Annotated in this window: 9 protein-coding genes and 1 riboswitch; of the genes, 5 read left to right on the forward strand and 4 right to left on the reverse strand. The window is 39.1% G+C overall.

Translation table 11 applies throughout. The annotated features are described in order from the left end of the window. Nucleotides 1-54: 54 nt before the first annotated feature. Nucleotides 55-765, forward strand: a complete 711-nt coding sequence (locus tag BW964_RS18085) for a HesA/MoeB/ThiF family protein (protein WP_076509297.1) — start codon at nt 55-57, stop codon at nt 763-765. Nucleotides 766-833: 68 nt separating this feature from the next. Here BW964_RS18085 and BW964_RS18090 read toward each other — a convergent pair whose 3' ends face one another. Continuing rightward, the gene (locus BW964_RS18090; RefSeq protein WP_076509299.1) at nt 834-3,047 is read right to left on the reverse strand and encodes an outer membrane beta-barrel protein; all 2,214 of its coding nucleotides are present in this window, start codon (nt 3,045-3,047) and stop codon (nt 834-836) included. A gap of 121 nt (nt 3,048-3,168) precedes the next feature. After that, nucleotides 3,169-3,266, forward strand: a riboswitch (SAM-I-IV-variant riboswitch). Nucleotides 3,267-3,803: 537 nt separating this feature from the next. Here BW964_RS18090 and BW964_RS18100 point away from each other — a divergent pair. Next, a complete protein-coding gene (locus tag BW964_RS18100) occupies nt 3,804-6,548 on the forward strand; it encodes a TonB-dependent receptor domain-containing protein (RefSeq protein ID WP_076509476.1) in 2,745 nt (914 codons plus the stop codon). Nucleotides 6,549-7,041: 493 nt separating this feature from the next. Here BW964_RS18100 and BW964_RS18105 read toward each other — a convergent pair whose 3' ends face one another. Continuing rightward, complete coding sequence (locus BW964_RS18105) at nt 7,042-9,162, reverse strand: outer membrane beta-barrel family protein (RefSeq protein ID WP_076509303.1); 2,121 nt, start codon at nt 9,160-9,162, stop codon at nt 7,042-7,044. Nucleotides 9,163-9,323: 161 nt separating this feature from the next. On the opposite strand from BW964_RS18105, the gene BW964_RS18110 reads away from it, so the two are divergent. Together BW964_RS18110 and BW964_RS18115 are read left to right on the forward strand one after the other, a co-directional pair. Further along, nucleotides 9,324-10,340 carry a sensor histidine kinase gene (locus tag BW964_RS18110; protein ID WP_076509305.1) on the forward strand — a complete coding sequence of 339 codons (1,017 nt, stop codon included), beginning with the start codon at nt 9,324-9,326 and terminating at the stop codon, nt 10,338-10,340. After that, nucleotides 10,327-11,010, forward strand: a complete 684-nt coding sequence (locus BW964_RS18115; RefSeq protein ID WP_076509307.1) for a LytR/AlgR family response regulator transcription factor — start codon at nt 10,327-10,329, stop codon at nt 11,008-11,010. Before BW964_RS18110 ends, BW964_RS18115 begins: the two co-directional genes overlap by 14 nt. A gap of 49 nt (nt 11,011-11,059) precedes the next feature. Here the strand turns inward: BW964_RS18115 and BW964_RS18120 are convergent, their stop codons facing one another. Together BW964_RS18120 and BW964_RS18125 are read right to left on the reverse strand one after the other, a co-directional pair. Then, nucleotides 11,060-13,327, reverse strand: a complete 2,268-nt coding sequence (locus BW964_RS18120) for an aconitate hydratase (RefSeq protein WP_076509309.1) — start codon at nt 13,325-13,327, stop codon at nt 11,060-11,062. 340 nt (nt 13,328-13,667) lie between these two features. Next, complete coding sequence (locus tag BW964_RS18125) at nt 13,668-16,448, reverse strand: bifunctional aconitate hydratase 2/2-methylisocitrate dehydratase (protein ID WP_076509311.1); 2,781 nt, start codon at nt 16,446-16,448, stop codon at nt 13,668-13,670. Between the two features lie 475 nt (nt 16,449-16,923). On the opposite strand from BW964_RS18125, the gene BW964_RS18130 reads away from it, so the two are divergent. Beyond that, nucleotides 16,924-17,661: a WG repeat-containing protein gene (locus BW964_RS18130; protein WP_228432038.1), complete on the forward strand. Its 738-nt coding sequence runs from the start codon at nt 16,924-16,926 to the stop codon at nt 17,659-17,661. Nucleotides 17,662-18,060 lie beyond the last annotated feature (399 nt).

Here is an 18,060-nt window from a genome sequence, read left to right on the forward strand (position 1 = left end):
TAATACTTCTTCACCTCTTAAAAAAACTTAATGGTTCAAAGTAGATAATTTAGAATGAAAAGCGAAGATATTTTTGCAAGATACAGCCGGCAGATATTCATAGAAGAAATCGGGCTGGAGGGACAAAAGAAGATCAGGTCGTCCAAAGTCCTTGTCATTGGAGCAGGAGGTTTGGGAAGTCCCGTTATTCAATACCTTGCAGCTGCCGGTGTGGGAATTTTGGGCGTGGCAGATTTTGATGAGGTGGAACTTCACAACCTGAACCGGCAGATTATTCACAATGAAAATACAGTTGGAGTTTCGAAGGTTAAAAGTGCGGCAGCCTTTGTGAAAAATTTAAATCATCACGTCGAGTTTATAGGAATTGATAAAAAAATTGAAAGTGCAAATGCAGACGAAATTCTTTCGCAATATGATATTATCTTAGATGGATCTGATAATTTTACAACCAGATACCTCATCAATGATACCTGTGTGAAACTTGGGAAGCCACTGGTATACGGAAGCATACTCGGTTTTTCGGGACAAACTGCGGTATTCAATTATAAAGGCAGTAAAAACCTTAGAGACCTGTTTCCGGAACCGCCTTTCGATGAAGATTTGCCGGACTGTGACAGTCTCGGAGTTTTGGGAGCGCTGCCTGGAATTGTAGGAAGTATGATGGCAATGCAGATCTTAAAGATGATTACCGGACTTCCTGTACCTATTGATCAGCTTACACTTATTGATATCCTGAACTGGAGATTCCAGACTATAGATTTTTAAATGATATTGTTTTTAAATAAATGAGGCCGTAAAGAAATTTTACGGCCTCATTTTATGGGAATTAATTACTATGGAGTTTGCATTACGCCTGTCTCCTCTTTTTTAGTCTGGTTCAGGATGTTTGGATCTTCCTTCGCCAGTTTATTTCTTGTTGGAATTTTATAATTAATGGAAATTCCGAAATTTCTTGTATCATACTTACTTCTGATCATCACAGCCTGCCCTTCAGGTGGATTGGAGTAAACCTGCATCACCTGTCCGTTGAAAATATCATTTGCGAATACAGAAACCGTAAGACGGTTGTTCATAAACTTCTTCGTAAGCGTGATATCCAGATTATTGTTGAAAGGTTTATCCGCCGTAAAGTAGAAATATCCCGCTTTTGGAGTCAGATAGCTGTAGTTAGCCGTCATTTTGATATCTTTCGGTAAAAGCAACTGGGTCATGATATTGAAGATCCAGAAACCTTTATTGTTTACATTATCGATCTCGTGCTTCTGATATCCGGCGTACAGATACATGAAATTAATTTTATCAGGGTTAAAATTGAACTTCATGATCTCACTCATCGGTTTGCTGAAGATCATAAACGGAATCGGAAGACCCAGGTTGAAATTGTGAATTCTCATATTCGAAATATTCACCTGCTTATTGAAAAGATTCTTGCCTTCTTTCATCACGATCTGTGCTACCTGATCTTTAGCAGAACTCACACTGTACCCGATAAAAGCATAATCAAAAGCCGATACTTTTAATTCATAATTATCAAAGATTGTTGGCTGAAGATCCGGATTACCGGTAACCTGTGTATTCGGGCTGCCGAACGTTACGTTATTCGGGTTCAGGGCAGAAATGCTCGGAAGGCTGATCTTTTTGTTATAGTTGGCTGCTACATACACCTGATTCATCAGGCTGTACTGTACACTTGCATTAGGGAAAAGCTTAAACCTGTTGAAGGGGGTAAGATCTCTCTCAAGAACAGCATCGTCCTTTATGATTCTTGTGATCCCGGAAATGTCATAGTTTTCAGCTCTGGCACCCAGCGTAAAATCAAACTTCTTCAGTTTTGCCTGAAATTCAAGATAAGTGGAAGCCGTCTGTCTCTGGTATTCCAGATTGGTAAGGCCTCTGTTTTCCGTGTCATAATCCTGTCTTTCATATAAACCTCCTAAACTTACTTTCCCACCATCCATAAGCTTGATCGGCTGTGAGTAGTCTATCTTGAAATTGGCGACCCTCATATCCGATTTGTTGTCAAGCACATTTTCTCCACCAACGTTAAGAAAAGGCTGCCAAAGATCTGTATAAAATCCTCTCTGGAAAAAGTTATCCTGAGCGAATTTAGACGTAGATTTAGTATATCCAAACTGAAAATCCAGCTTTTGAGACTTGTCACTGAAACGCTTCTGATACGTCACAACGGCCTCCTGTCTCAGGTTGTTGGTATGAGCAACATCTGATGCTTCATAATCAGCTTCACGGTAAGTGACAGGATTAAGGTTGACAAGGATGTCGGCAAGTCCTCTACTCGCGGTGTAGTTGTCGTTATTATTGTGATAAATATCGTAGTTCACCAGTAATCGGTCTTGTCCAAGATCAAAAGTCAGACCTGATTTAGCGAAATATCCGCGTCCTATTCTGTCCGTATTGTTGTGCAGAATAACATCCTGATCACCATTCAGCATACTTTCACGGTAATTCTGGCCTACATTCAGCTGCCAGCCGAAAATTTTATTTCTTGCATTCAGGTTCACAGAATGGGTTGTTCTGCTTCTGAACCTGTCGTAGTTGGTAAAGGAGTAGTTGCCGGAATACGTTGCCGTTAAATACTTATTGGCATTTTTATTCGTAATGATATTCATGATTGCTCCTCCGGAAGTCGCAGGATATTCAGCACCAGGCTGTGTGATCACCTCAATTCTGTCTACCGAGTTGGCCGGCATCCCTTCCAGGAAAGAATTTAATTCATTCGAAGTAATATTTAAAGGTCTTCCGTTCAGATAAACATCCAGAATTTTCCCCTGATACATCATTCCCGCGATATCAGTAGAAACCAGTCCCGGAAGTTTTTTGATGCCCTCCAGAACGTTCCCGTTATTCAGCTGTGGCTGTTCAGAAAAGTCAAAAATAGTACGGTCTGCTTTCTGTTCAACGGCTTTTTTAGTTTTGGTGATAACTACGCCTTCGATCTGCTTTTCTTTCTCTGGACTGCTCGTACTCTTTTCCTGTGAATAGGCGAAAAAAGACCCCAAAAGGGATAAAGCTAGTATAGTTTTTTTCATAATGTTTTTTACTACTCCCCAGTTAGACGTAAAAAAGAGCAATTTGTTACGGCAAAATTTGCGAAAAGTTAAATTTTTAAGCAATTATTTTTTTTATTCCGAAATAATTATATCTTTGCCAGGTAATTATCAAGAATCTCATAGATGGGATAGCAACCTGCAAAACAAGCAAGGTGCTACAATAGATAAGCCGGTATGCCCGGAAAAAATGTTTATTCTCTATTTTCATCCCATCTTGACATTTTTGTATTAAAAATAAAATCAATGTTTAAAGACAAGGGAAACCACAAGACCAATTTAAATTTTCGTTTCTCAGATCATGAAGTCTCACTTCGTTATTCTGACCTCTTTTCATGCCATTTCCATATGCGCATGTGTTGTTGTTTCTAGACTTTGAATCAACTTCAAAACCTGTGTTAGAGATAAGCTTTTTTTGACGCAAAGAAATTAATTATTCCATTGATAAAGGGAAGCAAAGGCGGAATCAATTTCATTGATTCGATTAAGCAAGTGTTGTAAACCGACAGCTTCATCAGTGACGCAGTCACATTCTTTGCCTTCCTCAAAACTAAACGTTAACAAGATGAAGCTTTGCGTTAAAAACCATTTTTTCTTTCCAAGTTTTGCATATGATCCCAGACTTCTCTAAAAAATAATTTAAATATTCCGGCTTTATACAGCGACCTGAAATAGAGGTTGCAGGAAAACTATGGCCTGAAATCAAACCAACAATCAGTAATAAAAAATAGAAAACACATGCGCAATTTCGAGAAAAAAACAATCATAGCTTCAGCAGCTCTTATCTCAGCCTTTTACTTTGGCCAGTCGGATTCGGCAACATCCAAAAAAATTGATGACGTGGTTATCCTCGGATCAAGAGGGGCCGGCAGGTCGCTTACAGACACTCCTGTTCCCGTAGATATCATCAATATTTCAAAAATCTTAAGACAAAGTCCGGTTAACAATATAAGTCAGGCCCTCAATTATGTGGTGCCTTCATTTTCTTCCACTTCACATACGGTCAATGACGGAACCGATTTTGTAGATCCTGCTCTCCTCAGAGGACTTGGTCCGGATCAGGTCCTGGTCTTGTTGAATGGAAAAAGAAGATATCAGTCTTCTCTGATCAATGTTACGTTGACTCCGGGAAGAGGATCGGTAGGAACAGATCTTAATGCAATTCCTGCTTTTGCTCTTGAGAAAATAGAAGTACTAAGAGACGGAGCATCTGCTCAATATGGTTCTGATGCCATTGCAGGAGTCGTGAATTTAGGACTTAAAAGAAGATTAGGGCTTTCAGGACAGGTTTTCCTTGGAGGATATGCTTCCCCTGTCGCCAATAATTTTTCCGGAGGAGTAGACGGGCAGACGATCTCCGCAGATCTGAACTACGGAGCTAAAATCGGGGAGAAGGGCTTCATTAATGTGACCGGATCGGTACAATACCGTGATCCGTATTCAAGAGCAGGCGTACGTCAGGGAGACATCTATAATGCTTATAATGCCATTAATTACAGAGCATTGCAGGATGGAGTCAATATCGACGGACTTTACAAAAACATTACCAATACTTCCAACAGCCAGCAGATCATCAATACCGTCAAACAATATGCCTCGCAGGTAGGCTATTTTTCACAGGATTTCAGGGATCAGATCTCAGGAGCCAATACTATTGCTGCACTACAAGGTTTATTAGGGAAAGATTTTACGAATGATGAGCTTAATTACAGAGGATTGGAAAGAAAAGATTTCAGCCTTAGGGCGGGGCAGTCCAAGCTGCAGTCGGCACAGCTTTATTTCAATTCTGAAATTCCGGTGAATGAAGACTGGAAAGTCTATTCCTTTGGAGGCTACAGTTACCGTTTGGGAAATGCCGGAGGATTCTTCCGTCTGCCCAACACAGAAAGAAATATCAATGCGGTTACCCCGAATGGATACCTTCCGCAAATTGAAGCCAGTGTAAATGATTATTCCTTAGCCGGAGGAATCAAAGGAAAATGGAACGGCTGGAATGTAGATCTGAGCAATACTTTCGGGAAGAATGCTTTCAATTTTGGGGTCGTGAATACATTTAACGCCTCTCTGGGTGACAATTCACCGAGAACTTTTAAAGCAGGAGGATCAGAATTTTTACAGAATACTCTGAATCTGGATTTCTCAAAGAAATATGACGTTCTTCACGGCTTAAATGTAGCTTTCGGAGGAGAATACCGTTATGAAAACTATCAAGTGAATGCAGGAAATGAAAACTCCTATGTCTCCTACGATATTTTCGGACGTGTAGTAACTGCTGCTACTCCTGAAAATGAAAAGGTTACCGATTTTTTTGGACATATAAGACCTGCCGGGTCACAGGTTTTCCCGGGATTCAGTCCTGATAATGCGGTTTCCGGAAGCAGAAACAGTGTCGCGGCCTATGCTGACGTTGAAATTGAGCCAACAGATTGGTGGTTAGTAGAAGGAGCTGTACGGTACGAAAACTACTCCGACTTTGGGTCTACTTTTAATTATAAATTGGCAACGAATATAAAACTGGCTAAAAATTTCAATGTGAGAGGTGCTGTTTCCACAGGATTCAGAGCGCCTTCTTTAGCACAGATTTATTATAGTTCCACGTCTACATTGATCCAGCAGGGGAAAACAACACAAGTGGGCACTTTCAGAAATAATTCTGAGGCTGCTCAGGCTTTGGGAATTCCAAAATTGAAACAGGAAACGTCACAGTCGTACAGCACGGGAATTACCTGGAAGATTCCGGCTTTAAGTCTTGTATTGACAGCGGATGCTTATCTGATAAAGATTAAAGACAGGGTAGTGCTTACAGATTTATTCTACCGTCCAGAAGGAAGTTTTGCCCCGGGATCTGACCAGGCTGTGTTGCAGGGAGCTTTCGATCTTGCGAGAGCCAGTGCTGCAAATTTCTTTGCCAATGCGGTAGATTCCCAGACGAAAGGATTAGACATCACTATTTCGCAGAATACAAGAATTGCAGAGGGAATATCTTTGGAAAACAATCTTGGACTTAATCTGAATCAGACCAGAAGAGTGGGCGATATACATGCCTCTCCGAAACTGGTAAGCCAGATTGATAATTATTTTTCTGAGCCTAACAGAGTCTATTTTGAAGAAGCGGTACCCCGTATTAAAGCCACCCTTGCCAATACGGTGAAATTTTCAGCACTTACTGTTTCTCTTAGGAATTCCTACTTTGGTAAAGTGACAGATGCCGATGTATTGGATGCCAATTTTGATGGCGTTACCGAAAATAGGGAACATTTTATTTTAAATGACCGTATTGTGACAGATCTTTCTGTAGGATATGATTTTAATAAAAATATTTCAGCGACGATAGGAAGCAATAATATATTCAACATATTACCTTCCAGGAGTCCGGACATCAGTTCACTGACAGCCGATAACCAGTTTGTGTATTCCAGACAGGTTTCGCAATATGGGATAGGTGGACGTTTCGTGTTCGCGAGATTAGAATTTAAATTTTAAAACTGATAAAGGATACAACAGAAAAACAGAGAATGATTCTCTGTTTTTTTGTTTGGGTGAATAGGGCAAAGGATCAATTGCAAAAAGTGGAAATGGATAGAAATCACATCATTTTAAAATTTCAAGCAGATGATGGAGATGGTGCAGATTTTTCACTTTTGCTCGTTCATCCGCGGGAGTAAAAATTTAAACCATTAAGGTTGTATTAAGCTTTTAAGAATTGTAAGTTTTTAGCTTCTCTTTAAGACGTGCAACTTAAAAAAATCATTTGATTTTTTTCTTAACTGACCTTACCTCCTTCATTGATCTTAATGTTTTAAAAAAAGTATGAAATAAGAATCTGTTCCATCTTCCAGATCTGCGAGAGCTATCATTATAAACACTCTTTTGTAGTTTTAAAAAATCAAAATGTATATGTTAGAGAACGAAACCTATAAGGTTTGATTGCATTTATTTTACTCCCGAAGTTTTGAAATTGAGCCAACAAAAACAATTACTGTGCTCTTTCTTTTTCCTCAAAATTGATATTTTTCTTACTGATTTTCTTTTTGTTACTTCCAAAAGTATAATTAACACTTAAGCGAAAGCTTCTGCCGTCCCAATAGTTATTCATGTATTGGGTGTTATCAGAAAAATACAATTCTCCTCGGTATCTCTGGGCAAAAATATTGGTTACCGTAGCATTGATCTGAAGTTTCTTTTCCATAAGTGAAACCTTTACTCCTGAAGTTAGTTCCGGGAAAGCCTGGAAATAGGAGTTCACATTTTTGTAAGCAAGGCTGTGACTGTAGTTCAGGAAAAAGACCAGTGTCTTATTTTTGTTTAACGTAAAAGTATTGTTGATAGAATAGCTGAACGAACTGCCTTTTTGGGTTTCTGCCTGAATATTGAACACGGAGGACGTCTGAAGGGAAGCATTCAGGGAAAGGTTGGTTTCCCAGAACTTGAAGAAAGTATCGGTGTAAGAGGCATTGAGTCCTAAAGAATTATTGTTGTAATAATTCAGATAGGTGCTGATTTGTGAAAGTTCGTCTATATAAGAGATCTGGCCGAATCCATTTTTCATTCTCAAATAATAAACACTGGCGGAAAACTTGTTATTAAGTGTATATCCCAGCTCTAAATTATTGATATAAGCAGGCGTAAGAAGAGGATTTCCTGAAGAATATGAATAAGGGTTTTCATACCATCGGAACGGATTCAGATTGCTCATACTCGGGCGGTTGATCCTTCTTGAATACGACAGGCTGAATACATTTTTGTCTTCTTTATACGAAACATAAGCGGAGGGAAACCATTGTCCGTAATTATATTTATTTCCTGAATTGGAAGAAGGGGTAAAGCTTTCTGCATGGGTGTTTTCATAGCGGATACCAGCTTTCGTTTCCCAGTGTTCACCGAATGTTTTGGCATAGCTGAAATAGGCTGCGTAATTTTCTTCCTGATACGTGAATAAATTAGCTCTCGAAAGGTCCGAAATATATTCTCCGCCATTCAAATTAAAATACTGAATGTCTGAACTGTTTTTAAACTGATTAAACTTCACTCCGGTTTCAATGGTTCCGAAAGAGAATGGAAGTTCCAGGTCTGCCTGAGCAGAGAAAATCTGTGGGGAAATCAAAGATACTGTTTTCACGTCCTGAGTAGAATGGTCTGAAGATTTTAAGGTAGAAAAATTCACTTCAGTATCAGAATTGTTGTTGTAAAAATTCCCGGCAATGCTCAGTTTTTTACCCAATGAGTCCAGTTTTAGGTCATAATAAGCGCTTAATGTATGAGTGGGAAGTTTTTCACGGTGGAAGGTGTTGGTTAAAAGGTTTTCCTCCTTAAGATGGGAATCAATATTCCTTGTTGTGTTGACGATATCCATCCCGGATTTTTGATGGGCATAGATGTATTCCATTCCGATTTCGGCATTTTTGCTGATTTTATAAGATAGATTAAGGGTTGGAGTGAGTTCCTTCCACATATCTTTCCGGATCGAGTTGCTGTAATTTTGGGAAGCTCCGATAATATTGTAATTTTCGTCGGTGCGCTTCGCTGAATCATAATAGGTCAGTTTCAGGCTGCTGCTGAATTTTTCGGTCTGATAATTAAGGGAGCCATTGGAACTGAAACCGGAATAACTTCGCTGGATGAGGTTGGAATTGATATTTCCGCTGAACCCTAAATTCGGATTCTTTTTAAGGATAATATTAATAAGTCCGCTGTTTCCCTGAGCTTCATATTTTGAAGGAGGGGTAGTAATCACTTCGATTTTAGAGATATTTTCAGAACGGATAGATTTCAGGTAATTTAAAAGAGCATTGCCTGAAAGATTCAGCATTCTTCCATTGATCATCACACTCACGGTACTTTTCCCGGTAATAGAAATGTAGCCCATGTTTTCATCTACTTTCAGCATAGGAACATTCGCCAATGTTTCTGTTGCATCCATCCCTTGAGAAGCTACCGATGCTTCTACATTAAAGATCAGACGGTCTGCTTTTCTTTCAAGAAGTTTTTTCTTGACCAAAAGATTGATTTGTTCCACATTCCGGATGCTGTCTTTTTGGGTCTGTCCGGATAGCGTTGCAGATAAAAGGGTGCCGATAAAAATATATTTTAGTTTCATAGTTTAAAATCTTGGTCCAAAGGTATTTTCAAACTTCTTTTTATGAAATGGCATTTAGATTTCAGGTGGAATTAATCCGCTCAAAAGATTTTCATCGGAAAAAAAACGGGTTTCATCGGAAATGAGTAGGAATGTAAAAGTTCTGTGGCTTACATTTGAGCATGAAGCAAAAACAAGTTTTCTTTCTGCATTTTTTTTATTGGCTGTTGATTATCTTTAATGGACTCCTTGCCAGGGCTGTTTACAGTGAAGGAGGTCTTGATATTTTGGATGTCACCATATTCCTGGCTAATATTCTGGGGTTTTACGTTAATTATTTTTTCGTTGTACCAAGGTTTTTTGATCCTAAAAGATTTTACCTGATGATCATCGGTTTTTTTGTGGGGGTATTTGTTTTCGTACTTTTCAGATATTCAATGGAAGAGCTTTTGCTTCCTGTGGTGGCTGGTTTCAGAAATTATGCGGAGGGAACTACTTTCCTGTACTATTTTTATGATAACATCTATTATTCGAGCCTGACGGTTTTTGTAAGTACGAATTTATGGTTCTTTAAGTATTATCTGAAGGTTGAAGAAGAAAAGTCTGTCCTTATTGAAGAAAGGAAACATGCCCAGCTTCAGGCCTTAAAAACGCAGATCAATCCCCATTTTATTTTTAATTCTTTGAATAATATCTACTCGCTTGTCTATCAAAATTCAGATAAGGCACTTCCGGCCATCGAAAAACTAAGCGAATTGCTGAGGTACAGCACTAAAGATCTTGAAAAAGAGGTGATCAGTCTGGATAAGGAAATAGGATACATCGAAAGCTTAATTGGTCTCGAAAAACTCAGAATCAAAAACCCGGAACTATTGATTATTGAGAAAAATATCAGTCATCCTAAAATCAATATTTCTCCTATGTTGTTGGTGCCGTTTGTTGAAAATGCCTTTAAACACGGAGACTTCAGAGATAAAGGCTTTGTATTGAAAGTTTCGGATGACAATAAAGTACTTCATTTTTATCTTCATAATTATAAAAATCAAAGAATGAAAGATACCGCGTCCGGAATCGGGATTGACAACGTAAAAAAGAGGCTGGAAATTTTATATCCTAAAAAACATGAACTCTTTATAAAGGATCTGGAATCTGAATTTATCGTAGATTTAAGAATAATTTTCCCCTATGAGAACGATTAAATGCATCATTGTAGATGACGAACCGCTGGCGATCTCGCTACTGGAAAATTACGTCCGCAAAATTCCTTTTTTAGAGCTGGTTTTTTCTGCGGAAAATCCTATTCTGGCGCTGGAATATATACAAAACAATGATGCTGATCTTATCTTTCTGGACATTCAGATGCCAGAACTTTCGGGAATCAATTTTATGAAGATTGTAGGGGAGAAGAAAAAATATATTTTAACAACGGCCTATTCGGAATATGCACTGGAAGGATATGAGCACAATATTATAGATTATCTTCTGAAGCCGGTTTCTTTTGACCGATTTTATAAAAGTGCAGTAAAAGCGCAGGAGCGTTTTGTATTTCCTGAAGATACCGGCGAATCTTATTTTTTCGTGAAATCTTCCGGTCAGCAACACCGCATCAATTTCAGCGATATTCTTTACATAGAAAGTATTAAAGACTATGTGAATATAAAGACTTCAAATGAGGAATTCATTGTACTGGATACTCTGAAATCTCTGGAAAACCAGCTTTCTGGAAGGTTTGTCCGTGTCCATAAATCATTCATCATCAATCTGGATAAAACTAAAAATATCGGAATAAAGAGAATTGTTCTGCTTTCCGAACAGGAAATTCCAATTGGAGAGAGCTACCGGAGCAATCTTCTGAGTAAGATCAAATAAAAGCGGCTTCCCTTGGAAGCCGCTTTAGTATAATTAATTGTTGATTTAATTAATTTTCCTGTCTCTTAATCAGGTTAAGAGCAGAACCTGCCTTAAACCAGTCGATCTGCTGATCATTGTACGTATGATTCGCCATGATGATGTCTTTAGTTCCGTCAGCGTGTACGAATTCTAAAGTCAGCTGCTTTCCTGGAGCGAATTGATCAAGATCTAAGAAGTTAACCGTGTCATCTTCCTGGATTTTGTCATAATCAGCCTCATTAGCAAAAGTGATTCCCAACATCCCTTGTTTTTTAAGGTTGGTTTCATGGATTCGTGCGAATGATTTTACCAGTACCGCTTTTACCCCAAGATGTCTTGGTTCCATAGCGGCGTGTTCTCTTGAAGAACCTTCACCATAGTTCTGGTCTCCAACAACGATGGTAGGGATTCCTGCAGCTTTGTAAGCTCTCTGTACAGCAGGAACTTCACCAAATTCACCCGTTAATTCATTTTTAACGTGGTTGGTTTCCATGTTGTAAGCATTCACAGCTCCAATCAACATGTTATTCGAAATATTATCAAGATGTCCTCTGTATTTCAACCATGGTCCAGCCATAGAAATATGGTCGGTAGTACATTTTCCGAATGCTTTGATCAGAACCTTAGCTCCTTCGATATTTTTACCGTCCCATGCCGGGAATTCTTCCAGCAACTGAAGTCTGTCTGAAGTAGGACTTACGTTCACTACTACTGAAGAACCGTCTTCCGAAGGGGCCTGATATCCATTGTCATCCACCGCAAAACCTTTGGCAGGAAGTTCTGAACCTTTAGGCTCATTCAGCTTCACCTGTTCGCCGTTTTCTGCGGTCAATGTATCTGTAATCGGGTTAAAGTCTAATCTTCCCGAGATCGCTACTGCAGCTACCATTTCCGGAGAAGCTACAAAGGCGTGGGTATTCGGGTTACCATCCGCTCTCTTGGCAAAGTTTCTGTTAAAAGAGTGGATAATGGAGTTTTTCTCCCCTTTATCAGCGCCTTCTCTGTCCCATTGTCCGATACAAGGTCCGCAAGCATTCGTAAAGATTCTTGTATTCTCAAATTTTCTGAAAGAATCTAAGAATCCGTCTCTTTCCGCCGTGAATTTCACCTGCTCAGAACCTGGATTAATCCCTAATATTGCTTTAGGTTTAACTCCTTTGGCTACCGCATCTTCTACGATGGAAGCCGCTCTTGATAAATCTTCATAAGAAGAGTTGGTACAAGAACCGATCAGCGCCCATTCTACTTCTATCGGCCATCCGTTAGCTTCAGCTTTAGCTCTGAATTCAGCGACTGGTGTAGCCAGGTCCGGAGTGAAAGGTCCGTTTAAGTGTGGGGTAAGTTCAGAAAGGTTGATCTCAATCACCTGATCAAAATACTGTTCAGGATTAGCATATACTTCAGCATCACCTGTTAAGTGCTCTGCGATCTGGTCTGCAGCATCTACGACATCCTGTCTTCCGGTTGCCGCTAAATATCTTCTCATGGAATCATCATATCCGAAAGTGGAAGTAGTCGCTCCGATTTCAGCACCCATGTTACAGATGGTTCCTTTACCTGTTGCTGAAAGAGATTCCGCTCCTTCTCCGAAATATTCTACGATGCATCCTGTTCCTCCTTTTACGGTAAGGATACCTGCTACTTTCAGGATAACGTCTTTTGCAGACGTCCACCCGCTCATTTTACCAGTTAATTTTATACCGATAAGTTTGGGCATTTTAAGCTCCCAGGCCATTCCCGCCATAACGTCTACTGCATCAGCACCACCTACACCAATGGCCACCATTCCCAATCCTCCTGCGTTTACAGTGTGGGAATCCGTACCGATCATCATTCCTCCTGGAAATGCATAATTTTCCAACACAACCTGGTGAATAATACCAGCTCCCGGTTTCCAGAAGCCAATTCCGTATTTATCACAAACAGAACTCAGGAAGTTGAAAACCTCCGAGTTTTTGTTGATACCTTCCTGTAAATCGGATTCTGCACCTACTCTTGCCTGAATCAGGTGATCGGCATGAGCGGTGGAGGGAACAGCAACTTTAGCTTTCCCGGCCTGCATAAATTGTAGAAGCGCCATCTGAGCAGTGGCATCCTGCATCGCTACTCTGTCCGGTGCAAAATCTACATAAGAGTTTCCTCTTTCATGTGCTGAGGTAGCATTTCCTTCCCAAAGATGGGTGTAAAGGATTTTTTCTGAAAGGGTAAGAGGTTTTCCCACAATTTTTCTTGCCGCAGCAATTCTTTCAGGGTAACGCTCGTACACTTTTTTGATCATATCAATATCAAAAGTCATATCTTAATTTAATTTTTCTTTTTTTTAATAGACTTTTTCCGTCAATATTTCATATCTACGACGGAAAATATTCTTCGTTACTGCAATCCATCAAATTCTGTTCCTTCAATCTATAAAAAGGATAATTACAATAAATAATCAGGATTTTCTATATCTATTTTATATCTATCAAGTTAAGAAAAAATAGAATTTCTTTTCTCTATTCTATTTAAAATAATTCTTAATCAGTCTTAAATAGAAAGGTTCTAAACAAAAATTGAAAGATTTTAAAACCCGCAGGATCAAAATCTTTCAATTATGTAATGTATAAAATTGCCCTAAGGCTTATCGTCAAACTCGGTTAATGACCAACCTGAACCAGCTCTTTAATAGGGGGAGCGAATTTAGTCAGGTCAATGCCTTCAACAGCAGCCTTATATTCTTCAATATTAGGAATTCTTCCGATGATGGCAGAAAGTACAACAACCGGAGTTGAAGCCAATAAAGATTCTCCTTTTTTACGTTCAGAATCCTCAACTACTCTTCCCTGGAAAAGACGGGTAGAAGTGGCCAATACGGTATCTCCTTTAGCTGCTTTCTCCTGATTACCCATGCAAAGGTTACAGCCAGGACGCTCAAGATACATCATGTTTTTGTACTCAACACGGGCTTCCCCTTTAGGAGCCTTATCGTCAAATTCGAAGCCTGAATATTTTTCTAAAAATTCCCAGTCTCCTTCCGCTTTTAATTCATCAATGATATTATAGGTGGGAGCAGCTACGACAAGAGGAGCGTTGAATTCTACCTTCCCTTGTTGCTTTTCAATATTTCTAAGCATTTGAGAAACGATTTTTAAATCTCCTTTGTGAACCATACAAGATCCAACAAAACCAAGATCTACTTTTTTCTCACCTCCATAGAAAGAAAGGGTTCTGATGGTATCGTGAGTATATCTCTTGGAAACATCATCATTGTTTACATCCGGGTCAGCAATCATAGGTTCTACGATGATATCAAGATCTACCACTACTTCAGCATAATATTTAGCATTGGCATCCGGAGTTAAAGCTGGTTTTTCACCAGATCTGATTTCAGCGATTCTCTTATTCGCTTTATCAATTAATCCCTGAAGAACCTGGTTGTGATTATCCATGCCTTTGTTGATCATAATCTGGATTCTGCCTTTTGCAATTTCCAATGATTCAATAAGTGTTTCGTCTTCAGAAATGTTGATAGAAGCTTTTGCTTTCATTTCAGCAGTCCAGTCTGTAAAGGTAAAGGCCTGGTCAGCAGGAAGTGTTCCGATGTGAACCTCAATGATTCTACCCTGGAATACGTTTTCTCCGCCAAACTGCTTCAGCATCTGAGCTTGGGTAGCATGAACCACATCACGGAAATCCATGTGCTCTTTCATATCTCCTTTAAACGTCACTTTTACAGATTCAGGGATTGGCATTGAAGCTTCACCGGTAGCCAGTGCAAGAGCAACCGTTCCGGAGTCTGCTCCGAAAGCAACTCCTTTAGACATTCTTGTGTGAGAGTCACCACCAATGATGATCGCCCACTCGTCAATTGTAATATCGTTCAGAACTTTGTGAATAACGTCCGTCATCGCGTGATATTCACCTTTCGGGTCACGGGCTGTGATCAAACCGAATTCGTTCATGAATTTCATTAGTTTTGGAATATTGGCCTGCGCTTTTTTATCCCAAACAGAAGCCGTATGACAACCTGATTGGTATGCACCGTCAACAATTGGGGAAATGACCGTTGCTGCCATTGATTCAAGCTCCTGGGCAGTCATAAGACCTGTCGTATCCTGAGATCCAACGATGTTTACTTCTACACGAACATCAGAACCAGCATGTAATACTTTTCCTGGAGTGGTTCCAACGGCATTTCTGTTGAATATTTTTTCTACTGCGGTAAGACCTTGTCCTTCGTGAGAAATTTCTTTTGAAGGAGCAAAAACAAGGGGTGTTTCTATTCCTAAAAGTTTCGCAGCAAATGTTTGTAATTTTTTACCGAATACAATAGCATAGGATCCGCCAGCTTTAATGAATTCCATTTTCTGAGGCGTGAATGCCTTAGCAATGTCAATCAGCTCCTGGTCGCCATTGTATAATTTTTTTGTTTTTGTATTGATGGTAAGAACTGTTCCTGTAGCTACAGAGTATGCTTCTTCCAGAATCGGCTCTCCTGCTTCGTTACGAATCGGCTCTCCATTTTCATCAAGTTTTTTTACCCAGTTTTTAAGGTCAAGACCAATACCACCGGTAACGTCCACTGTAGTAAGGAAAATCGGAGAAATACCGTTGGTTCCTCCAACAATTGGAGCAATATTTACGAAAGGAATGTAAGGGCTAGCCTGTTTTCCGGTCCATAAAGCCACGTTGTTTACCCCTGACATTCTGGATGAACCTACACCCATCGTACCTTTTTCAGCAATAAGCATGACGCTTGCGTCGGGATGCTGAGCCTGTAAAGCTTTGATTTCTTCCTGTGCCTGAGGCGTGATCATGCATTTTCCGTGAAGTTCACGGTCTGATCTTGAGTGCGCCTGATTCCCCGGAGAAAGTAAATCGGTTGAGATATCCCCTTCACCAGCGATAAATGTAACTACTTTCACTTCTTCAGCAACTTCGGGAAGTTTTGTGAAGAATTCCGCTTTTGCGTAGCTTTCAATGATTTCTTTTGCGATCGCATTACCGCTATTGAATGCTTCCTTTAGACGGTTGGTATCAGCATCATAAAGGAAAACCTGTGTCTTAAGAACGTTGGCCGCTTCTTTAGCAATAGATGCATTATCACCTAAAGCAAGATCCAATAATACTTTAATGGAAGGACCTCCTTTCATGTGAGATAATAATTCAAAAGCAAAAGCCGGTGATATTTCTTCTACTACGGATTCACCGAGAATGATCTCTTTTAAAAACTGAGCTTTCACACCTGCTGCACTGGTTGTTCCCGGTAAGGTGTTGTAAATGAAAAACTGAAGAGAATCCGGTCGGTCTGCATTACCTGAATCTTTAATCTGTGTAATGATTTCGCTTAGTAATTCAGCACCATCAATTGGCTTTGGATGAAGCCCCTGGTTTTTTCTTTCTTCAATCTCTTGGATATAATCCTGATACATATTCATAATAATAGAAGTCTTTTAAAATTTTAAAAGTAGAGCCTGTACTGTTATTCTAAACAGGGTTATAAATTACAATAAAACATTTAAAGTTGCCGCAGCAAAACGACTATAGTAATAAACAACATCATCTACCTCCTTAAAAAATGCGAGATAATGTTCAGTTTCGAAGTGAAGTATAGATGATCTCTAATAGAAGTGTACGTAGTTTACCTGCGGTTTGTCCTGTTGAAAAAACTCTCTTTGGGTAAGATTTATACACCTTTTTGACAGCATGACTGCCAGAAATTATATCTCCAAAACGTTTTTAGATTATCAAACACTTAAAAAGTGTTCCCAAATTTACGGATTTTTAATATTTTTTATAGGCTAAATTATTTAGATTCTTTATAAATATGATTTTGATAATTTCTATTTTTGGCCGTAGTTTTGCACGCAAATGGTGAATATGAAAAATATCCTGAATTTTTTGTGCGTATTTATGTCGATTTTCATTTTTTCACAGGCGAAATCTGTGAAGAAATTACCGGCTAAAAACGTATCGAAAACTATTATAAAGAAAGCGCCTGCTGTGGCTAAATCAAATCCTGATCTGGTCATCATTCATCAGGATCTCCCGGTGCTGATTCCTAAAAAAGAGAATGGAAACTTTGGATATGTCAATCAGAATGGAAAATTCATCATTAAACCGGAGTATCATATTGCTGTCTTTTTTTATGAAGATTGTAATCTTTTGAACTCTCCGAATCAAAAAGTACGAAAATTTGGAACCGACGACTATGCAACAGTAGAAAAAGATATGATCTCTTACCGGGTTGACAAAACAGGGAAAAGGGTGTATCAGTTTAAAGATTCGGATCTCGGAAAGTGTAAGTTTGGAGACTATAAGCAGCAACTTTATCAGGCTTATGTTTTAAATGGCTTTTACGGAGTCATTGAAAAAGCAACATTCGTGAATGCATCAGACTACAGGGACTACAAAATTTATCCTCAGTACCAATATCTATACATCATGGAAGGCGACGATACCACCAATCCAATGATTGTAGCCTCCCATAACGACAGCTTTGGAGTGATTGATGTCAATAATAAAGTGATCATTCCTTTTGAGTATTCCAACATCAAAAGAAATTTCAGCTGGAAACTGGGAAGAATGTTTGAAGTCACAAAAGATGGTAAAAACTATTATTATATTGATGTAAGAAATAAGACGTATTAATGGCGATTGGCTTCTGGCGGCTGGAATCTAGCTTTTGGCTTTTTGAAATGCGGAGAGAATGAATCTTTAACGGTTAAAATCTCACAGATCAGACAAATTGAGCAGATCTATATAATCAAACTAACTTCTATAACTCAAATCCCGCACCTCATATCTCAAACCCCCGAAAAGCGTATCCCAAAACCCGTATTTTTTTTGTAATTTCGCGGCTGAAATAAAGGGGTGCTGTAACAGGCTGAGATTATACCCAATGAACCTGGAACGGATAATGCCGTTTAGGGAAATTTGAAAATGTACCAATGGAACCGTATAACAATATACCAATCTCATTGCTAGACTGTTAAATTAGTAAATTGCTACATTATTTAATCCGCCCCTTTTATTCATTAAATTTTAAAG

It is taken from the genome of Chryseobacterium shigense, from assembly GCF_900156575.1.
Lineage (GTDB): Bacteria > Bacteroidota > Bacteroidia > Flavobacteriales > Weeksellaceae > Chryseobacterium > Chryseobacterium shigense.

Coding starts and splice junctions, on each gene's coding strand:
- BW964_RS18090 (WP_076509299.1), bottom strand. CDS start 3,047: ATGAAAAAAACTATACTAGCTTTATCCCTTTTGGGGTCTTTTTTCGCC.
- BW964_RS18100 (WP_076509476.1), top strand. CDS start 3,804: ATGCGCAATTTCGAGAAAAAAACAATCATAGCTTCAGCAGCTCTTATC.
- BW964_RS18125 (WP_076509311.1), bottom strand. CDS start 16,448: ATGAATATGTATCAGGATTATATCCAAGAGATTGAAGAAAGAAAAAAC.
- BW964_RS18085 (WP_076509297.1), top strand. CDS start 55: ATGAAAAGCGAAGATATTTTTGCAAGATACAGCCGGCAGATATTCATA.
- BW964_RS18130 (WP_228432038.1), top strand. CDS start 16,924: ATGTCGATTTTCATTTTTTCACAGGCGAAATCTGTGAAGAAATTACCG.
- BW964_RS18115 (WP_076509307.1), top strand. CDS start 10,327: ATGAGAACGATTAAATGCATCATTGTAGATGACGAACCGCTGGCGATC.
- BW964_RS18110 (WP_076509305.1), top strand. CDS start 9,324: ATGAAGCAAAAACAAGTTTTCTTTCTGCATTTTTTTTATTGGCTGTTG.
- BW964_RS18105 (WP_076509303.1), bottom strand. CDS start 9,162: ATGAAACTAAAATATATTTTTATCGGCACCCTTTTATCTGCAACGCTA.
- BW964_RS18120 (WP_076509309.1), bottom strand. CDS start 13,327: ATGACTTTTGATATTGATATGATCAAAAAAGTGTACGAGCGTTACCCT.